Origin of the sequence: Pseudomonas lurida (assembly GCF_013522705.1) — a bacterium.
In the GTDB taxonomy this organism is placed as follows: domain Bacteria; phylum Pseudomonadota; class Gammaproteobacteria; order Pseudomonadales; family Pseudomonadaceae; genus Aquipseudomonas; species Aquipseudomonas quebecensis.
The window spans coordinates 56,793-74,510 of the sequence record NZ_JAAMRE010000022.1 but is presented as its reverse complement, the minus strand read 5'-3'; the positions used below and the strand labels follow the sequence as shown (position 1 = coordinate 74,510).

At 60.4% G+C, this 17,718-nt stretch carries 15 protein-coding genes, 2 tRNA genes and 1 pseudogene; 14 read left to right on the top strand and 4 right to left on the bottom strand.

The features are described 5' to 3' along the window. The first annotated feature begins 35 nt into the window (after nt 1-35). The 8 genes and pseudogenes from hfq (at nt 36) to G7025_RS27150 (ending at nt 8,647) form a co-directional block, all read left to right on the top strand. Entirely contained in the window at nt 36-296 is a 261-nt protein-coding gene (gene hfq / locus G7025_RS17970; protein ID WP_003188059.1) for an RNA chaperone Hfq, read from the top strand. Between the two features lie 12 nt (nt 297-308). Next, nucleotides 309-1,610, top strand: a complete 1,302-nt coding sequence (hflX, locus tag G7025_RS17965; protein WP_181080469.1) for a ribosome rescue GTPase HflX — start codon at nt 309-311, stop codon at nt 1,608-1,610. A gap of 96 nt (nt 1,611-1,706) precedes the next feature. Next, a complete protein-coding gene (gene hflK / locus G7025_RS17960) occupies nt 1,707-2,882 on the top strand; it encodes an FtsH protease activity modulator HflK (RefSeq protein WP_181080468.1) in 1,176 nt (391 codons plus the stop codon). After that, nucleotides 2,882-3,748: a protease modulator HflC gene (gene hflC / locus G7025_RS17955; RefSeq protein ID WP_034095607.1), complete on the top strand. Its 867-nt coding sequence runs from the start codon at nt 2,882-2,884 to the stop codon at nt 3,746-3,748. The genes hflK and hflC overlap by 1 nt, the downstream gene beginning before the upstream one ends. A gap of 292 nt (nt 3,749-4,040) precedes the next feature. Next, complete coding sequence (locus G7025_RS17950; RefSeq protein WP_181080467.1) at nt 4,041-5,228, top strand: ATP phosphoribosyltransferase regulatory subunit; 1,188 nt, start codon at nt 4,041-4,043, stop codon at nt 5,226-5,228. A gap of 54 nt (nt 5,229-5,282) precedes the next feature. Further along, nucleotides 5,283-6,572, top strand: a complete 1,290-nt coding sequence (locus tag G7025_RS17945; RefSeq protein WP_181080466.1) for an adenylosuccinate synthase — start codon at nt 5,283-5,285, stop codon at nt 6,570-6,572. Between the two features lie 140 nt (nt 6,573-6,712). Further along, a pseudogene (locus G7025_RS27155) lies at nt 6,713-7,741 on the top strand (methyl-accepting chemotaxis protein); the annotation flags it as partial. Nucleotides 7,742-7,762: 21 nt separating this feature from the next. Continuing rightward, nucleotides 7,763-8,647, top strand: a complete 885-nt coding sequence (locus G7025_RS27150; RefSeq protein WP_375139340.1) for a methyl-accepting chemotaxis protein — start codon at nt 7,763-7,765, stop codon at nt 8,645-8,647. 52 nt (nt 8,648-8,699) lie between these two features. Here the strand turns inward: G7025_RS27150 and G7025_RS17935 are convergent, their stop codons facing one another. The 4 genes from G7025_RS17935 to G7025_RS17920 form a co-directional block, all read right to left on the bottom strand. Continuing rightward, complete coding sequence (locus G7025_RS17935; protein WP_181080464.1) at nt 8,700-10,259, bottom strand: ABC transporter permease; 1,560 nt, start codon at nt 10,257-10,259, stop codon at nt 8,700-8,702. Further along, nucleotides 10,259-11,284: an extracellular solute-binding protein gene (locus G7025_RS17930; protein WP_181080463.1), complete on the bottom strand. Its 1,026-nt coding sequence runs from the start codon at nt 11,282-11,284 to the stop codon at nt 10,259-10,261. Before G7025_RS17930 ends, G7025_RS17935 begins: the two co-directional genes overlap by 1 nt. Before the next feature lie 144 nt (nt 11,285-11,428). Continuing rightward, a tRNA-Leu gene (locus G7025_RS17925) sits at nt 11,429-11,515 on the bottom strand. Nucleotides 11,516-11,693: 178 nt separating this feature from the next. Further along, nucleotides 11,694-11,780: transfer RNA gene (locus tag G7025_RS17920), tRNA-Leu, on the bottom strand. 224 nt (nt 11,781-12,004) lie between these two features. On the opposite strand from G7025_RS17920, the gene rnr reads away from it, so the two are divergent. From rnr to rplI, 6 genes are all read left to right on the top strand, one after another. Then, nucleotides 12,005-14,638 carry a ribonuclease R gene (rnr, locus tag G7025_RS17915; RefSeq protein WP_181080462.1) on the top strand — a complete coding sequence of 878 codons (2,634 nt, stop codon included), beginning with the start codon at nt 12,005-12,007 and terminating at the stop codon, nt 14,636-14,638. After that, nucleotides 14,635-15,399, top strand: coding sequence for a 23S rRNA (guanosine(2251)-2'-O)-methyltransferase RlmB (gene rlmB, locus G7025_RS17910; protein WP_181080461.1), 765 nt, complete (start codon nt 14,635-14,637; stop codon nt 15,397-15,399). Before rnr ends, rlmB begins: the two co-directional genes overlap by 4 nt. A gap of 200 nt (nt 15,400-15,599) precedes the next feature. Then, nucleotides 15,600-16,022, top strand: a complete 423-nt coding sequence (gene rpsF, locus G7025_RS17905) for a 30S ribosomal protein S6 (protein WP_003236224.1) — start codon at nt 15,600-15,602, stop codon at nt 16,020-16,022. A 28-nt stretch (nt 16,023-16,050) separates the two neighbouring features. After that, nucleotides 16,051-16,281, top strand: coding sequence for a 30S ribosomal protein S18 (rpsR, locus tag G7025_RS17900; protein ID WP_002551829.1), 231 nt, complete (start codon nt 16,051-16,053; stop codon nt 16,279-16,281). A 36-nt stretch (nt 16,282-16,317) separates the two neighbouring features. After that, a complete protein-coding gene (locus tag G7025_RS17895; protein ID WP_181080460.1) occupies nt 16,318-17,211 on the top strand; it encodes a hypothetical protein in 894 nt (297 codons plus the stop codon). An 18-nt stretch (nt 17,212-17,229) separates the two neighbouring features. Further along, on the top strand, nt 17,230-17,676 hold the full coding sequence (rplI, locus tag G7025_RS17890; RefSeq protein ID WP_003171376.1) for a 50S ribosomal protein L9: 447 nt from the start codon (nt 17,230-17,232) through the stop codon (nt 17,674-17,676). The last annotated feature ends 42 nt before the right edge of the window (nt 17,677-17,718 follow it).

Sequence of the window (17,718 nt, the reverse complement as noted above, 5' to 3'; positions counted from 1 at the left end):
GATTTTTATTATTGATCCTTAAAGGAGTGCGGCACATGTCAAAAGGGCATTCGCTACAAGACCCTTACTTGAATACCTTACGTAAAGAGAAAGTGGGGGTTTCCATTTATCTGGTCAACGGTATCAAGTTGCAAGGTACGATCGAGTCGTTCGACCAGTTCGTGATCCTGCTGAAAAACACCGTCAGCCAGATGGTTTACAAACACGCTATCTCGACAGTCGTTCCCGTTCGCCCGATCCGCCTGCCTAGCGCAGCCGGCGACGAACAAGGCGACGCTGAGCCAGGTAACGCCTGATAGGAGTCTCCTTTGTTCTTTGAGCGCCACGGTGGTGGTGAGCGAGTGATCCTCGTTCACTTGGATGGACAGGACCCTGAGGCGCGCGAAGATCCGCAGGAGTTTCAGGAGTTGGCAAATTCGGCCGGCGCCGAGACCGTTGCGTTTTTTAACGTGCCGCGTCATCGGCCAACCGCCAAATACCTGATCGGCAGCGGCAAGGTCGAGGAACTACGCGACCTGGTCCACGCCGAAGAAGCCGATCTGGTGATCTTCAATCACACCCTCACGCCCAGTCAGGAACGTAACCTCGAACGTGTTTTCGAGTGTCGCGTGATCGACCGCACCGGCCTGATTCTCGATATCTTCGCCCAACGCGCCCGTACCCATGAAGGCAAGCTCCAGGTCGAACTGGCCCAGCTTGATCACATGAGCACGCGCCTGGTGCGTGGCTGGACTCACCTTGAGCGCCAGGGTGGTGGTATCGGCATGCGCGGCCCGGGTGAAACCCAACTGGAAACCGACCGCCGTCTGCTGCGGGTTCGCCTGCGTCAGATCAAGGGGCGGCTCGAGAAAGTCCGCAGCCAGCGCGAGCAGTCGCGCCGTGGCCGTTCACGCGCGGACATTCCTACGGTGTCCCTGGTGGGCTATACCAACGCCGGCAAGTCCACGCTGTTCAACAACGTGACGAAGTCCGATGTGTATGCGGCCGACCAATTGTTTGCGACGCTCGATCCCACTTTGCGTCGGTTGGATCTGGCCGACCTGGGGCCGATCGTGCTGGCCGATACCGTGGGTTTCATTCGTCACTTGCCGCACAAGCTGGTCGAAGCATTTCGGTCTACGCTCGAAGAGTCGAGCAATTCCGACTTGCTGTTGCATGTGATCGATGCAGCCGAACCGGATCGCATGCTGCAGATCGAGCAGGTGATGCTGGTGCTGGGCGAGATTGGTGCCCAGGACTTGCCGATCCTCGAGGTCTATAACAAACTCGATTTGCTTGAAGGTGTAGAGCCGCAGATTCAGCGCGATGAGAACGGCAGGCCCCAGCGGGTCTGGCTGTCGGCGCGCGATGGCAGTGGCCTGGAGCTGCTTGAACAGGCGATTGCCGAGTTGCTCGGCAGTGATTTGTTTGTCGGCACCTTGCGCTTGCCCCAGCGTTTTGCTCGATTGCGTGCACAGTTTTTCGAGCTGGGCGCGGTACAGAAAGAAGAACACGACGAAGAAGGTGTCAGCTTGCTGGCCGTTCGATTGCCGCGCTCGGAGCTGAATCGGCTGGTCAGCCGTGAAGGTGTCGTACCGACAGAGTTCATCGAACAACACACTTTGCAATAAAAGCCTCCGAAAGCGGTTGTGCCGCAGTAGCAGGCATTCTGTAGCATTGGTCGGCGCGCCGTGGGTGCGTCTTTGCTTTATCAGATGGAGAGCGCTATGGCTTGGAATGAGCCGGGTGGCAACTCGAATAATCAGGATCCTTGGGGTGGTAAGCGCCGCAATAATGGCGACCGCAAGGGGCCACCGGATCTCGACGAGGCCTTCCGAAAGCTGCAGGAAAGCCTGAATGGGTTGTTCGGTGGTGGAAAAAAACGTGGTGGTGACGACGGCGGTCGCACGAGCAAGGGCGGTGGCTATGGCCTGCTGGGCCTGGGCCTTGTGGTGCTGGCGGCTGTCTGGCTGTACAGCGCGGTCTATGTCGTGGACGAGCAGGAGCAGGCCGTGGTGCTGCGCTTCGGCAAGTACTACGAGACCGTCGGCCCGGGCCTGAATATCTATTTCCCGCCTATCGACAAGAAGTACATGGAAAACGTCACGCGTGAGCGTGCCTATACCAAGCAGGGGCAGATGCTGACCGAAGACGAGAATATCGTCGAAGTGCCGCTGACCGTGCAGTACAAGATCAGCAACCTTCAGGACTTCGTGCTGAACGTTGATCAGCCGGAAATCAGTCTGCAGCACGCGACCGAAAGCGCCCTGCGCCATGTGGTGGGTTCCACCGCGATGGACCAGGTGTTGACCGAAGGCCGTGAATTGATGGCCAGCGAAATCAAGGAGCGCCTGCAACGGTTCCTCGATACCTATCGCACCGGTATCACCGTCACCCAGGTGAACGTACAGAGCGCGGCGGCACCGCGTGAAGTGCAGGAAGCCTTCGACGACGTGATCCGTGCCCGTGAAGACGAGCAGCGTTCGCGCAACCAGGCTGAAACTTACGCCAACGGTGTCGTGCCGGAAGCCCGTGGTCAGGCCCAGCGCATCATCGAAGACGCCAACGGGTATCGCGACGAAGTGGTGTCCCGCGCCAAGGGTGAGGCTGACCGCTTCACCAAGCTGGTGGCCGAGTATCGCAAGGCGCCTGAAGTGACCCGCGAGCGTCTGTACCTGGACACCATGCAGGAAGTCTTCAGCAACACCAGCAAGGTTCTCGTGACCGGCAGCAAGGGTGGGCAGAACAACCTGCTGTACCTGCCGCTGGACAAGATGATCGAGGGTGGTCGTAGCAACACCAGCGCGCCGTCCACCGGCTCCACTGCCGCTGCCAACGAAGCGAGCGCCCGTGCGGCCGCTGACTTGCTGCAACAGCAAACACGTACCAGGGAGAGTCGTTGATGAGCAATAAATCGCTGACCGCCCTGATTGTGGGCGTCGTCGTGGTCATCGCTGCCTGGAACTGCTTCTACATCGTGGCTCAGACCGAGCGTGCGGTGCTGCTGCAATTCGGTCGCGTGGTCCAGGCGGATGTCCAGCCGGGCCTGCATGTGAAAGTCCCCTACGTCAATCAGGTGCGCAAGTTCGACGCACGCCTCATGACCCTGGATGCACCGACGCAGCGCTTCCTGACCCTGGAAAAGAAAGCCGTGATGGTTGACGCCTACGCCAAGTGGCGCGTCAAGGATGCCGAGCGCTTCTACACCGCAACCTCCGGCCTCAAGCAGATTGCCGACGAACGTTTGTCGCGTCGTCTGGAATCGGGCCTGCGTGACCAGTTTGGTAAGCGCACCCTGCACGAGGTGGTGTCCGGTGAGCGTGATGCCTTGATGGCGGATATCACGGCCTCGCTGAACAAGATGGCGGAAAAGGAGCTGGGTATCGAGGTGATCGATGTTCGGGTCAAGGCCATCGACCTGCCCAAGGAAGTGAACCGCAGCGTGTTCGAACGTATGAGCACCGAGCGTGAGCGTGAAGCCCGTGAGCATCGCGCCAAGGGTAACGAGTTGGCTGAGGGTATCCGTGCGGATGCCGATCGTCAGCGTCGTGTACTGCTGGCCGAAGCCTATCGCGAGTCTGAAGAGGCCCGTGGTGATGGCGACGCTCAAGCCGCGGCGATCTACGCCAAGGCCTACGGACAGGACCAGGAGTTCTACGCGTTCTACCGTAGCCTGCGCGCCTACCGTGAAAGCTTCGCCAATAAAACCGATGTCATGGTGCTGGACCCAAGCAGCGATTTCTTTCGCTACCTGGAAAAAGCCAAGTAAGCGCCTGTGACTAAGTAGGACGCACTCCGTCGGGCGGGTAAAACGCCTGGCGGGGTGATCCTTTCAGAAAACGGGTGTATGATGCGGCAGCCGGGAAATTCCCGGCTTTTTTGCGTCTGCATGTTTGATTCGGCAGGCGTGACAGGTTTTTCGAGGAAAGTGCCCGACGAGGCCGCTGGCAGGCCGTTCGTCACGTCGCTCTTGCGCGTGGTTTATGCAGGCGGCGGGCACTTTCTGCTTCACTCAAGGCTCGGCCGAGGGCTGGCCGCCCGGATCAAAGGGGAATGGCGTAATGGCAACGGTAGACCGCTGGCTGCTGCCAGATGGCATCGAAGAAGTACTGCCACCAGAAGCTGCGCGCATTGAAGTAGCGCGTCGCCAGGTGTTGGATCTGTTCCAGAGCTGGGGTTATGACTTTGTCGTGACCCCTCATATCGAGTACCTCGAATCCCTGCTGACCGGCGCGGGCCAGGACCTGGATCTGCGCACCTTCAAGGTTATCGATCCGCAGTCCGGCCGGCAGATGGGTTTTCGAGCCGACATCACGCCACAAGTGGCGCGCATCGATGCGCACACCCTGCGTCGCGAAGGTCCGAACCGTCTGTGCTACGCCGGCAGCGTGCTGCATGCGCAGCCACGTGCGTTGTCTTCCTCTCGCAGCCCGATCCAGCTTGGCGCTGAGCTGTACGGCGACGCCAGCCCGAGCAGCGATGTGGAAGTCATCAGCTTGATGCTGGCCATGCTGCAACTGGCCGACGTGCCGGATGTACACATGGACCTGGGCCACGTCGGTATCTACCGCGGTCTGGCCCGTGCGGCCGGTTTGTCCGGTGAAGTGGAGCAACAATTGTTCGATGCGTTGCAGCGCAAGGCCATCGATGAAGTCATCGCACTGACCGAAGGTGTGCCGGCCGACCTGGCCCGCATGCTGCGTGCGCTGGTGAACTTGTGCGGCGGCCGCGAAGTGCTCGCCGCCGCCCGTGAGCAACTGGCGAGCGCGCCGGCGGCGGTCCTGGCGGCATTGGATGACGTGCTGGCGATTGCCGAGCAGTTGTCGGCACGTTTCCCGCAGTTGCCGCTGTACTTCGATTTGGGCGAGCTGCGCGGTTATCACTACCATACTGGCGTAGTGTTCGCGGTGTTTGTTCCGGGTGTTGGCCAGGCCATCGCCCAAGGCGGTCGTTACGACGATATCGGCGCCGACTTCGGTCGTGCGCGTCCGGCCACTGGTTTTTCCACCGATTTGAAAACCCTGGTGACCCTGGGGCGTGCTGAGGTCGAGCTGCCGTCTGGTGGCATCTGGATGCCCGACAGTACGGACGCCGCACTCTGGCAGCAGGTCTGCCAGTTGCGCAGTGAGGGTCAGCGTGTCGTCCAGGCGTTGCCTGGGCAGCCATTGGCCGCCGCCCGTGAAGCGGACTGCGACCGGCAATTGATTCTGCAGAACGGGCTTTGGCAAGTATCGCCACTGGCTTCTTGAGTTTTCCTGCCGGCCATCGCCGGCACCAAGTTTGCGCGAATGAGGACAAGTGTTATGGGTAAGAATGTCGTAGTCCTGGGCACCCAATGGGGTGATGAGGGCAAAGGCAAGATCGTTGATCTGCTGACCGAACATGCTGCCGCCGTAGTGCGCTACCAAGGGGGTCACAACGCTGGCCACACCCTGGTCATCGATGGCGAAAAAACCGTTTTGCACCTGATCCCGTCGGGCGTACTGCGCGAAGGCGTGCAGTGTCTGATCGGTAACGGCGTGGTGGTTGCACCGGACGCCCTGCTGCGGGAAATCACCAAGTTGGAAGAGAAAGGCGTACCGGTGCGCGAGCGCCTGCGTATCAGCCCGTCCTGCCCGCTGATCCTGTCCTTCCACGTCGCGCTGGACCAGGCCCGTGAAAAGGCCCGTGGCGAGCTGAAGATTGGCACCACCGGTCGCGGCATCGGCCCGGCCTACGAAGACAAGGTTGCACGTCGTGGCCTGCGTGTGGGTGACCTGCTCAACATGCCGCGCTTCGAAGACAAGCTGCGTGAACTGGTGGATTACCACAACTTCATGTTGGTCGGTTACTACAAAGAGCCGGCCATCGAATTCGACAAGACCCTGGCCGAGTGCAAGGAATACGCTGAGCTGCTCAAGCCGCTGATGCTGGATGTGACCGCTGAGCTGCACGACCTGCGTCGCGCCGGCAAGGACATCATGTTCGAAGGCGCCCAGGGTTCGCTGTTGGACATCGACCACGGCACCTACCCGTACGTGACCAGCTCCAACACCACCGCAGGTGGCGTCGCTACCGGTTCGGGCGTTGGCCCGATGTTCCTGGACTACATCCTGGGCATCACCAAGGCCTACACCACGCGCGTCGGTTCGGGGCCATTCCCGACTGAGCTGTTCGACGCAGTGGGCGCCCACCTGGCCAAGCAAGGTCACGAATTCGGCGCCACCACCGGCCGTGCGCGCCGTTGCGGCTGGTTCGATGCCGTTATCCTGCGCCGCGCTATCGATGTGAACAGCATCTCGGGCATCTGCCTGACCAAGCTGGACGTACTCGACGGTCTGGAAACCATCAACATTTGCACCGGCTATAAAGATGCAAACGGTAACGATGTTGCACCGACTGACGCTGACAGCTACGTCGGCCTGCAGCCGGTGTACGAAGAAGTGCCGGGTTGGACCGAGTCGACCGTGGGCGCCAAGTCCCTGGAAGAATTACCGGCCAACGCCCGGGCCTACATCAAACGCGTCGAAGAGCTGATCGGCGCACCGATTGACATTATTTCGACGGGCCCCGACCGCAACGAAACCATCGTCCTGCGTCATCCGTTCGCTTGATAAGCTGTTGATCTGAAAAACAAAGGGCTTCTTCGGGAGCCCTTTGTCGTTTCTATCGGCCAAACGGCATGACCCTTGCTGTGTTTCCTTCTTTCGCGGTGCTATCAATTTAATGGCACCCGTGGTGGAGGGATTTTCCGATGTCTGCCGTTCTTTCATTGTTACAAAGCCGTTTGTTGCGGCCGGTGTTCGTTACCCTAGGTATCGCTCTTTTGGTGCAAGTGTTGGTGGCCGTCGCGCTGACGCGGAGCACCGTCACAGCGTTGGAGGCCGATCTAGGCAGTCGCCTGGGGATCGACAGTCAAAAATTGTCGAACGAGCTGGCGCAGGCCGGCAAGGAAGTCACCTCCAGTCTCGACAGTCTGTCGTCCAGTACGCGCCAGCGCCTTACCAGCGGTTTGTCTTCGCGCTTGCAGGCAGAACAGAAGCAACTGCGTGCGACCCTGGAAAAAGACCTGCAGGATTCCGCCAATGATATGGCGCAGTTGCTGGCATCGGTCGCCCCACGCGCCATGTGGGACAGCGATGTGCCTACGCTGTCCGAGTTTGCCCGTCGGGCCCAGCGCAATCCCAATGTATTGTTCGTGGTCTATGACGACGCGGCCGGCGAGCATTTGACGCGGTACCTGAATCGCGAAAATCCGATCAACAAGGCGTTGCTGGAAAAAGGCCAGGGCGATCGCGCCTTGGACAAGGTACTCAACGCCGCCAGGAATGATCCGTCGGTGTACTACGTCGAGGCGTCCATCAGCCCTAATGGTGTAGAAATCGGCAAGGTGCTCATGGGGGTGTCCACCGCTTCGGTGGAAGCCGACTTGCAGGCGCTGGATAAGCGTTTTGCCGCCCTGATCGCCAGCGGTGACCAGCTGGTGGGTGACAGTCTCAAGGGCGCCGCGGCTGACAGTGCGGCCGCGATGGGCGCCAGGCTGCAATCGGCGCAGGCTACCGCCACCCAGATGACGGCCAATACCTCCAGTGTCGTGCAGGAAGCGGCCGGGACGTTGCGTTGGCGCATCGGCATGGGCCTGGCGCTGGTAGGGCTTGCGGTTCTGTTGCTGATTGCCGTGGTGCTCGGGCGACGCGTGGTCAATCGCCTCAAGCTGTTGATCGCCGCCATGGACGATCTGGCCGCAGGCGAGGGTGATCTGACCAAGCGAGTGCAGATCAACAGCAAGGACGAAATCGGCGCCATGGCTTCGGCGGTCAATCGCTTTGTGGATAAGTTACAGCCGATCGTGCGCGAGGCGGGTGATGTGGCTCAACGTACCGGCGTGGAAATCGGCGCCATGAGCTTGCGCAATGCCGGTGCCGATGCGGCGGCGGGCTTGCAGCGTGACGAAGTGGCCGAGAGTCTGCGCGCACTGTCGCAGATGGCTGACGAAGCCCAGGCGGAAAGCCACGCGATGCAGGCTGCGCTGCAACAGGTGGTGGACATTCGCCAGGCCACCGAGCAGAACTCGCGCACCTCTGCCGAGGTCGGCGGTTTGATTGAGGCGTTGGCAGGTCAGGTCGAGGCCGGTTCGCACGTGATCGAGCGCCTGGCGCAGCAGAGCGAGCAGATCGAGGTGGTGTTGACGGTGATTCATGGCATTGCCGAGCAGACCAACCTGCTGGCGCTTAATGCGGCCATCGAGGCGGCGCGTGCCGGCGAGACCGGGCGCGGGTTTGCGGTAGTGGCGGACGAGGTGCGTGCCCTGGCCAGCAAGACCCAAAGCTCGACCGGTGATATTCAGGCCCATATCGTGGCGCTGCAGCAGGGTGCCCGCGAGGCGGTGGAAACGATCGGCAAGGCCGGCCGTCAAGCCAACGAAGGCTTGCTGGTGCTGCGCGACAGCATGCGTCTGCAGCAAACGGTGCAGGCTTCGGTGGAACAGGTGCACGCGGCAATCGGGCTGGCCACCCGGGCCGCCGAGCATCAGGCCCAGGGCGCCCATGCGGTCCGCGGGCGGGTCGAGGTGATTCATGCCCAGGCCGAGCGTGCCGCCCAGGCGGTGGTGGAAACCACTGCCAGCGGCAAGGTGCTGGATGGGTTGGCGGCGCAGTTGAAGGCGAGTCTGGGGCAGTTTCGGGCTTAGCGTTGCCTGCACTACAACCTGTGGGAGGGGGGCTTGCCCCCCGATAACGCTTTCAGCGACTCAAATACATCCGCGTCGTGAGCAAATAGACCGGCAGTCCCGACACCACGATCAATAGCGCTGCATAAGGCGCCGCCGCCGCGAATTCCACATTCGAGGTATGCGCCCATACGGCTGTCGCCAATGTGTTCAACCCGGTTGGGCTGAGCAGCAGCGTCGCGGTCAGTTCTTTCATGGCGTCGAGAAATACCAGTGCGAACGCTGCGCCCAATGCCGGGAAGATGATCGGCAGGGTCACCCGGCAAAATGCGCCGAATGACGATGCCCCCAGCGTGCGAGCGGCCTCTTCCAGTTGCGGTGCCGCCTTGTTCAGCGCGGTGCGGATCGGCGCCTGGGCCAGCGGCAGGAACAGCAGCGCATACGCGATCAGCAACAACGCCGAGGTCTGGTACAGCACTGGTACATAGTGCAGAGCGAAGTACACCAGCGTCAGCGCAATCACCAGCCCAGGTAGGGCGTGCAGCAGGTAGGGCAAGCGTTCCGCCCAGATCGCCAGTTGGCCTTTATAGCGCACCACCAGCAGTCCGACCGGCACCGCGAGCACCAGGCACAGCGCCGCACCGCCCAGCGACAGCGCCAGGGAGGACAGCAGCGCTTCGCTGATTTCGGCTACCGGAAATGCCGCCGACGAGCCCACGGCCAGCCAATAGCCGAGCATCCCCAACGGAATGCCGCTGCCAATGATCGCCAGCGCCAGGCAATACACCTGGCCCAGCGGCGCCCACTTGCCCAGTTTGACCGGTTCGGCGTGGCGCGCCGCGCCTTGACCGATGCGCACATGTCGGCCTTTGCCGCGCACGCGCAGCTCCAGCCACAGCAGGGTCAGGCACATCACCAGCAGCACCGCCGAGAGCATCGCGGCGTTGGCATTGCTGAATTCCAGTTCGAATTGCTGATAGATCGCGGTGGTAAATGTCTGCAGGCCGATGATCGACAAGGCACCGAACTCTACCAGCATGTGCAGTGCGATCAGCAGCGCCCCGGCCAGCAGCGAAGGCCATAACAACGGCAGTGTGACGCGCACGAACACGCCCCAGCGATTCATTCCCAGGGTGCGCGCCGATTCTTCCAGCGACGGGTCAAGGTTGCGTAGGGTCGCCGCCACCGGCAGGAACACCAGCGGATATTTGGACAGGCTCATCACCAGGATCGCCCCGCCCAGGCCTTCGAAGTCGGCGCTCAACGAAACCCAGGTGAAGCTGCTGACGAACGCCGGGACGGCAAACGGCAGGCACAGGATCACGCCCCAGAGGCGTCGCCCGGGCAGGTTGCTGCGCTCCAGCAGCCAGGCCAGCGACAGGCCGATCAGGCCGCAGGCGACGGTCACCCCGACCATCAGTGCCAGGGTATTGCGCAGCAGCCCGAACACGTAGGGCCGCCACAGCAAATGCACCGCTTGCGCCCAGCCCGCTTGCCAGGCCTTCAGTCCGACATACGCCAGTGGCAGCAGGCTCAGGCCGACCAGTAGCAGCACGGGCAGCAGCAACCAGATCGAAGGGCGCTTGCGCCGAGGGCGCAAAAGCCCGCGCGCGGCGGGGAGCGAAGGGTTCATCAGTTCAAGCCAACTTCACGTTCCAGGTCCAGGGCCTCTTCAGCATTGCCCAGGTCGGCAGGCGTGACTTTCGGCGGTTGCAGTTCGCTGAACGGTTTGAGTCCACGGTTGGACTGCATGCCTTTGCGCAGTGGGTATTCAGCGGACGTGTTGGTGATCACGCGCTGGCCTTCTTCGCTGGCCATGAAAGCCAGCAATTGCTGGGCTTCTTTGGGGTGTTTGCTCGACTTCAACGCCGCCGCGGAGGACACGGTGATCAAGCCGCCAGCGTCGCCATCAGTGAAATAGTGCAGTTGGGAGTCGAGGTGAGTTTTTTCCTTCTTCAAGGCGAACCAGTAATAGTTGTTCACCAGCACGGTGGCCACTTCGCCGTTCTCTACAGCCTTCAGCGCCACCATGTTGTTGCTGTACACCTTGCCGAACGCGCGCAGGCCGGTGAGCCATTCTTCGGCAGCCTCGCGACCGTGCAGCTTGATGATTGCCACGGCTTGTTCCTGGAACGCACCGCTGGTGGGGACGAAGCCGACTTTGCCTTGCCATTCTGGGCCGGCGAAATCCAGCACTGACTTGGGCAGGTCTTTCTCGGCGATCAGCTTGGGGTTGAAGGCTACGACGCGAGTGCGTGCTGTCACGCCCATCCAGTCGCCGTTGCCGCCCACGTAATCCTTGGGCAATACATCCAGCGTGCTGGCGTCAATCTTGGCCAGCAGGCCTTGTTCGCCCAGTTTATTCAGAGGGGGCGATTCTTCGGTGTAGATCACGTCGGCCGGCGAACGCTCGCCTTCCTCAACCACCTGGCTGGCCAGTTGGTTGCTGCTGCCTTTGCGGACATTGACGTGGATGCCGGTCTTGGCTTCGAAGGCCTTGGCGAGTTCGTCGCCGACTTCTTTGTGTTGGCCGTTGTACAGGGTCAGGGAAACCTTGTCGGCGGCGAAGGCGGTGGGGGAGAGCAGGGTCAGGCCGAGCAGAGTGATGGTCAGGCCACGCAGAAGGGATGTCTTGGGACGGGTATCGCGGATCATCATCCGGGGTTTTCCTCACTTGAGTGCAACAAATCATTGCAAGGATAAACGATAAAACTTCTCAAGTGCGGGTGAGAGGATGAACGCAGATAAAGTTTTCAAACCGCAGAAACGAAAAAACCCGCTTTCGCGGGTTTGATCTGAATATGGTGCCCAGGAGAAGACTCGAACTTCCACGACCGTAAGGTCACCAGCACCTGAAGCTGGCGTGTCTACCAATTTCACCACCTGGGCAATCTCAAGCAGCGTTGCCGCTGTTGATGGAGCGAACTATACGGAGCGCTTTTTGATCTGTAAACCCCTGATTCAAAAATATAAATCAAGTTTTCCTTTGAAAAACAAAGGCCTATAACGCAAAAACCCGCTTTCGCGGGTTTCTGGATAAACTCAAGGTACACCTCAAGTTTTTAATTGGTGCCCAGAAGAAGACTCGAACTTCCACGGCCTTGCGGCCACCAGCACCTGAAGCTGGCGTGTCTACCAATTTCACCATCTGGGCAGTATCTTCAACGTTGCCGTCGTCGATGGCGCGCACTATACGGAGCGGATTTTGAGCTGTAAACCCCCGCCATGAAAAAAGCCTGGAAAATTTCGCCAGTGGTCGTGCAAGGTGCTCGTCGGGGGCTTTAAAAGGCTTTTAAACGCTTGTTGACGCCTGAAATTTCCCGTTTCAATACGCGTATGCCAAACTAACCCGCATATAGACAAGGTGAAAACTCTCTAATGGCCGATTGGCAGTCCCTCGATCCCGAGGCCGCTCGTGAAGCGGAAAAATATGAAAACCCTATTCCTAGTCGCGAACTGATCCTGGCGCATCTCGCCGATCGAGGTTCGCCTGCTAGCCGCGAGCAGTTGGTTGAAGAGTTCGGTCTGACCACCGAAGACCAGCTCGAAGCTCTGCGCCGCCGCCTGCGCGCCATGGAGCGCGACGCTCAACTGATCTACACCCGCCGCGGCACTTATGCGCCGGTGGACAAGCTCGACCTCATCCTCGGCCGCATTGCCGGCCACCGTGACGGTTTCGGCTTCCTGATCCCCGACGACGGCAGTGACGACCTGTTCATGAGCCCGGCGCAAATGCGCCTGGTGTTCGATGGCGACCGTGCCCTGGCGCGCGTTTCCGGCCTTGACCGTCGCGGTCGCCGTGAAGGCGTGATTGTCGAAGTGGTGTCCCGTGGTCACGAGACCATCGTTGGGCGTTACTTCGAAGAAGGTGGCATCGGCTTTGTTGTGCCGGACAACCCCAAGGTGCAGCAGGAAGTGCTGATCACCCCTGGCCGTAATGCCAACGCCAAGGTCGGTCAGTTCGTCGAGGTGAAAATCACCCACTGGCCAACCCCGCGCTTCCAGCCTCAGGGTGATGTCATCGAAGTGGTCGGCAACTACATGGCTCCTGGCATGGAAATCGACGTCGCGCTGCGGACCTACGACATTCCTCACGTCTGGCCTGAGGCCGTGGTGAAGGAAGCACGCAAGCTCAAGCCGGAAGTGGAAGAGAAGGACAAAGAGAAGCGCATCGACCTGCGCCATCTGCCGTTCGTCACCATCGATGGTGAAGATGCCCGCGACTTCGACGATGCGGTCTACTGCGAAGCCAAGCCCGGCAAGCTGCGTTTGTTCTCCGGTGGCTGGAAGCTGTACGTGGCGATCGCCGACGTTTCCAGCTACGTGAAGATCGGCTCGGCCCTGGACAACGAAGCCCAGGTGCGCGGCAACTCGGTGTACTTCCCTGAGCGCGTGATCCCGATGCTGCCGGAGGAATTGTCCAACGGCCTGTGTTCGCTGAACCCGAAAGTCGACCGTTTGGCCATGGTGTGCGAGATGACTATCTCGAAAACCGGCGAAATGACCGACTACCAGTTCTACGAGGCGGTCATCCATTCCCAGGCCCGACTGACCTATAACAAGGTCAGCACCATCCTGGAGACGCCGAAGACCAGCGAAGCCAAAGCCCTGCGTACCGAGTACGCCGGCGTGGTCCCGCACCTCAAGCAGCTGTATGCGCTGTACAAGGTGCTCTTGGGCGCACGTCATGTGCGTGGCGCGATCGACTTTGAAACCCAGGAAACCCGGATCATCTTCGGTTCCGAGCGCAAGATTGCGGCGATCACACCGACGACCCGTAATGACGCACACAAGCTGATTGAAGAATGCATGCTGGCCGCTAACGTGGCCACCGCTGAGTTCCTGAAAAAGCACGAGATTCCTGCGCTGTACCGTGTGCACGATGGCCCGCCGCCGGAGCGCCTGGAAAAACTGCGCGCGTTCCTCGGCGAGCTCGGCCTGTCCTTGCACAAAGGCAAGGAGGGGCCGACGCCCAAGGACTACCAGGCCTTGCTGGCCAGCATCAAGGACCGTCCGGATTACCATGTGATCCAGACCGTGATGCTGCGCTCCCTGAGCCAGGCGGTATACAGCGCCGACAACCAGGGCCACTTCGGCCTGAATTACGAGGCGTACACCCACTTCACTTCGCCGATCCGTCGTTACCCGGATCTGCTCACGCACCGCGCTATCCGCAGCGTGATCCATTCGAAGATGAACACCCCGCACGTCAAGCGCGCCGGTGCCATGAGCATTCCGAAGGCACGGATCTATCCGTACGACGAAGCGACCCTGGAACAGTTGGGCGAGCAGTGCTCCATGAGTGAGCGCCGCGCCGACGAAGCCACGCGCGACGTGGTGAACTGGCTCAAGTGCGAGTTCATGAAAGACCGCGTGGGCGAATCGTTCCCGGGCGTGATCACCGCCGTGACCGGTTTTGGTCTGTTCGTCGAGCTGACGGACATCTATGTCGAGGGCCTGGTGCACGTCACCGCCTTGCCGGGCGATTATTACCACTTCGATCCTGTGCATCACCGCCTGGCGGGCGAGCGCAGCGGTCGCAGTTTCCGCCTGGGCGACACCGTGGAAGTGCAGGTCATGCGCGTCGATCTCGATGAGCGCAAGATCGACTTCGGCATGCCTGACAAACCGGCCGAACCGGCGGGTCGCAAAAAGCGTGGCATTGAAACCGCCGCACCTGCTTCCAAAGGCAAAGGGGCGCCAGCGAAAGCCGTGGCCACCGAGCCTGCGCCAGCCAAGGCTGGTCGCCGCTCCTCCACCAAGGACAAAGCGCCCGAAGCCTACCGCCCAAGCGATGCAGCAGCGAAAAACGCCGAGCTGCGCAAGAGCCGTGAGTTGAAGCAGCAGTTGCTTAACGAAGCCAAAAGCGGTGGTAAAGCGGCGTCTGGGGGAAAGTCCCAAGGGGCCGAAAAGCCGTCGAGCAAGCCGAGTAAACACCGTAAAGGCCCGCCCAAGGCGGGTTCGGCCCCCGCGAAAAGCGGCGGGTCGCGCAAACCTAAGGCCAAGTCATGAGTCTGGAAAAAATCTACGGCGTACACGCCGTAGAAGCACTGCTGCGGCACCATCCAAAGCGCGTCAAACAGGTATGGCTGGCGGAAGGTCGCAGCGAACCGCGCGTACAGGCACTGGTCGAGTTGGCCAATGAAAACCGCGTCGCTATCGGCCAGGCCGAACGCCGTGAGATGGATGCGTGGGTCGAAGGTGTTCACCAGGGTGTAGTTGCGGATGTCAGCCCAAGCCAGGTTTGGGGCGAGGCAATGCTTGACGAGTTGCTCGACCGTACCGAAGGTGCACCGCTGCTTCTGGTGCTGGACGGCGTGACCGACCCGCACAACCTCGGCGCCTGCCTGCGTTCGGCGGACGCCGCCGGCGCGTTGGCGGTGATTGTGCCTAAGGACAAGTCGGCAACCCTGACGCCGGTGGTGCGTAAAGTGGCCTGCGGCGCGGCGGAAGTGATTCCACTGGTGGCCGTGACCAACCTGGCGCGCACCCTGGAGAAACTCCAGCAGCGCGGCCTTTGGGTCGTGGGTACGGCAGGGGAGGCCGAAGTCAGCATTTATGACCAGGACCTCACCGGCCCGACCATCCTGATCATGGGCGCCGAAGGCAAAGGCATGCGCCGCCTGACCCGTGAGCATTGCGATTACCTGGTGCATCTGCCGATGGCCGGCAGCGTCAGCAGCCTCAACGTTTCGGTCGCGACCGGCGTGTGCTTGTTCGAAGCCCAGCGTCAGCGTGGGGCCAAAAAGGCAGTCGCTTCGCGCAAGTCGTAAGCTTCAAGCTGCAAGTTAACAGCACGGTGGTTGACCACTTGTAGCTTGTAGCTTGCAGCTTCCCCCCTGCTCCTCTACTATTGCGCCCCTTGCCTTCCTGGCAGGCACCGATGTGCCTCTCTGCGGCAAGATCCATAAGTGTCATTCACTCCTTGTCTGACCGTTTTTGAGCGGCAGGCTACAACCCGTAAGGAGCATTCATGCGTCATTACGAAATCATCTTTTTGGTCCACCCGGATCAAAGCGAGCAAGTCGGCGGCATGGTTGAGCGTTACACCAAGCTGATCGAAGAAGACGGCGGCAAAATCCACCGTCTGGAAGATTGGGGCCGTCGTCAACTGGCCTACGCAATCAACAATGTTCACAAGGCTCACTACGTGATGCTGAACGTTGAGTGCACTGGCAAGGCCCTGGCCGAGCTGGAAGACAACTTCCGCTACAACGATGCAGTGATCCGTAACCTGGTCATCCGTCGCGAAGAAGCCGTCACCGGCCAATCCGAGATGCTCAAGGCTGAAGAAAACCGCAGTGAGCGCCGTGAGCGTCGCGACCGTCCTGAGCACGAAGGCGCTGATAGCGCTGACAGTGATGACAGCGACAACAGCGATAACGCTGACGAGTAATCCACGGACCTTTTAAGGAGCCTATCAAATGGCACGTTTCTTCCGTCGTCGTAAATTCTGCCGCTTCACCGCTGAAGACGTGAAAGAGATCGATTACAAAGATCTCAACACTCTGAAAGCCTACGTATCCGAGACCGGCAAAATCGTTCCAAGCCGTATCACCGGTACCAAAGCACGTTATCAGCGTCAGCTGGCCACCGCTATCAAGCGCGCCCGCTTCCTGGCCCTGCTGGCCTACACCGACAGCCACGGCCGCTGAGACCGGGCAGTCGACAAGTAGTAAGGGATTGAATGCATGCGCGCCTTAGCTGAGTTCATCATGCGCGGTCGTATGCAGGCCACTCTGGTAGTGGCTGGCTGTGCGGCATTGCCGTTGCTTTATTGGTTGGGTGCTGCCGCGGGTTGCCTTGTGCTCCTGCGGCGCGGTTTGAAGGACGCCCTCGGCGTTCTTGCCCTGGGTTTGTTGCCGGCCTTGATCTGGTGGCTGCAAATGGGTGATCCACGAGTACTTCTGGTACTGCTGGGGTCATCGAGCCTTGCGTTGGTTTTGCGCGCAAGTGAGTCCTGGGTCCGTACGCTGCTGGTCAGCGTGGCAGTGGGGTTGGTGTACTCAGTGATGCTTGGCGCGGCTTTCCGCCCGCAAATCGAGGCGCTGGCGCAGGAGATCGTCAAGATCCTGCCGCTGGCCCTCGGGGATCTCTACCAGCAATTGTCGGTAGAAGAGCGAGCGCGGTTCGCGTCACTGATTGCCCCGGTCCTGACCGGCCTGATTGCGGCACTGTTGCAGGTCGTCAGCGTGCTGAGCCTGATTCTTGGGCGTTATTGGCAGGCGTTGTTGTACAACCCGGGTGGTTTTGGTCGCGAGTTTCGCAGTATCAGAATCCCCGCGGGACCGGCGATGTTGCTGCTGGCGTGCATGGTTGTCGGACCGAACTTCGGTCCACAGATGGCCCTGCTGGCGCCGATTTGCAGTGTACCGCTGGTGTTTGCCGGGCTGGCCCTGATTCATGGGCTCGCCGCGCAGAAGCGCCTGGCCAAGTTTTGGCTGGTGGGGTTGTACGTCACGCTGTTGCTGTTCATGCAGCTGATTTATCCGTTACTCGTGGTCCTGGCCATTGTCGACGGCCTGATTGATTTTCGCGGTCGTCTGGCGCCGAAAGACGCCGATAACGCGAACGGTGAAGGTTAAAAGTTAGAGGATTTTCACATGCAACTGATCCTTCTGGAAAAAGTCGCCAACCTGGGCAACCTGGGCGACAAAGTGAACGTTAAGGCCGGCTACGGTCGTAACTACCTGCTGCCATACGGCAAAGCCACCGCTGCAACCGCTGCCAACCTGGCTGCGTTTGAAGAGCGTCGCGCTGAGCTGGAAAAAGCCGCAGCAGACAAAAAAGCTTCGGCCGAAACTCGCGCTGCCCAACTGGCTGAGCTGGAAGTGACCATCACTGCCACCGCCGGTGACGAAGGCAAGCTGTTCGGTTCGATCGGCACCCACGACATCGCTGATGCACTGACCGCCTCCGGCGTTGAAGTGCAGAAGAGCGAAGTTCGTCTGCCGAACGGCACCATCCGCAACGTAGGCGAATTCGACGTAGCCGTGCACCTGCACGCCGAAGTTGAAGCCACCGTACGCGTTGTCGTGGTAGCAGCTTAAGCAGCACCTAATCGGCTGGCACCTCGCGTGCCAGGCGGTTAA

What these genes read in the sequence shown, in the direction of transcription:
- hfq (WP_003188059.1), top strand. Translation starts at nt 36, where the DNA reads ATGTCAAAAGGGCATTCGCTACAAGACCCTTACTTGAATACCTTACGT.
- hflK (WP_181080468.1), top strand. Translation starts at nt 1,707, where the DNA reads ATGGCTTGGAATGAGCCGGGTGGCAACTCGAATAATCAGGATCCTTGG.
- hflC (WP_034095607.1), top strand. Translation starts at nt 2,882, where the DNA reads ATGAGCAATAAATCGCTGACCGCCCTGATTGTGGGCGTCGTCGTGGTC.
- G7025_RS17950 (WP_181080467.1), top strand. Translation starts at nt 4,041, where the DNA reads ATGGCAACGGTAGACCGCTGGCTGCTGCCAGATGGCATCGAAGAAGTA.
- G7025_RS17945 (WP_181080466.1), top strand. Translation starts at nt 5,283, where the DNA reads ATGGGTAAGAATGTCGTAGTCCTGGGCACCCAATGGGGTGATGAGGGC.
- G7025_RS27150 (WP_375139340.1), top strand. Translation starts at nt 7,763, where the DNA reads ATGGCTTCGGCGGTCAATCGCTTTGTGGATAAGTTACAGCCGATCGTG.
- G7025_RS17935 (WP_181080464.1), bottom strand. Translation starts at nt 10,259, where the DNA reads ATGAACCCTTCGCTCCCCGCCGCGCGCGGGCTTTTGCGCCCTCGGCGC.
- G7025_RS17930 (WP_181080463.1), bottom strand. Translation starts at nt 11,284, where the DNA reads ATGATGATCCGCGATACCCGTCCCAAGACATCCCTTCTGCGTGGCCTG.
- rnr (WP_181080462.1), top strand. Translation starts at nt 12,005, where the DNA reads ATGGCCGATTGGCAGTCCCTCGATCCCGAGGCCGCTCGTGAAGCGGAA.
- rlmB (WP_181080461.1), top strand. Translation starts at nt 14,635, where the DNA reads ATGAGTCTGGAAAAAATCTACGGCGTACACGCCGTAGAAGCACTGCTG.
- rpsF (WP_003236224.1), top strand. Translation starts at nt 15,600, where the DNA reads ATGCGTCATTACGAAATCATCTTTTTGGTCCACCCGGATCAAAGCGAG.
- rpsR (WP_002551829.1), top strand. Translation starts at nt 16,051, where the DNA reads ATGGCACGTTTCTTCCGTCGTCGTAAATTCTGCCGCTTCACCGCTGAA.
- G7025_RS17895 (WP_181080460.1), top strand. Translation starts at nt 16,318, where the DNA reads ATGCGCGCCTTAGCTGAGTTCATCATGCGCGGTCGTATGCAGGCCACT.
- rplI (WP_003171376.1), top strand. Translation starts at nt 17,230, where the DNA reads ATGCAACTGATCCTTCTGGAAAAAGTCGCCAACCTGGGCAACCTGGGC.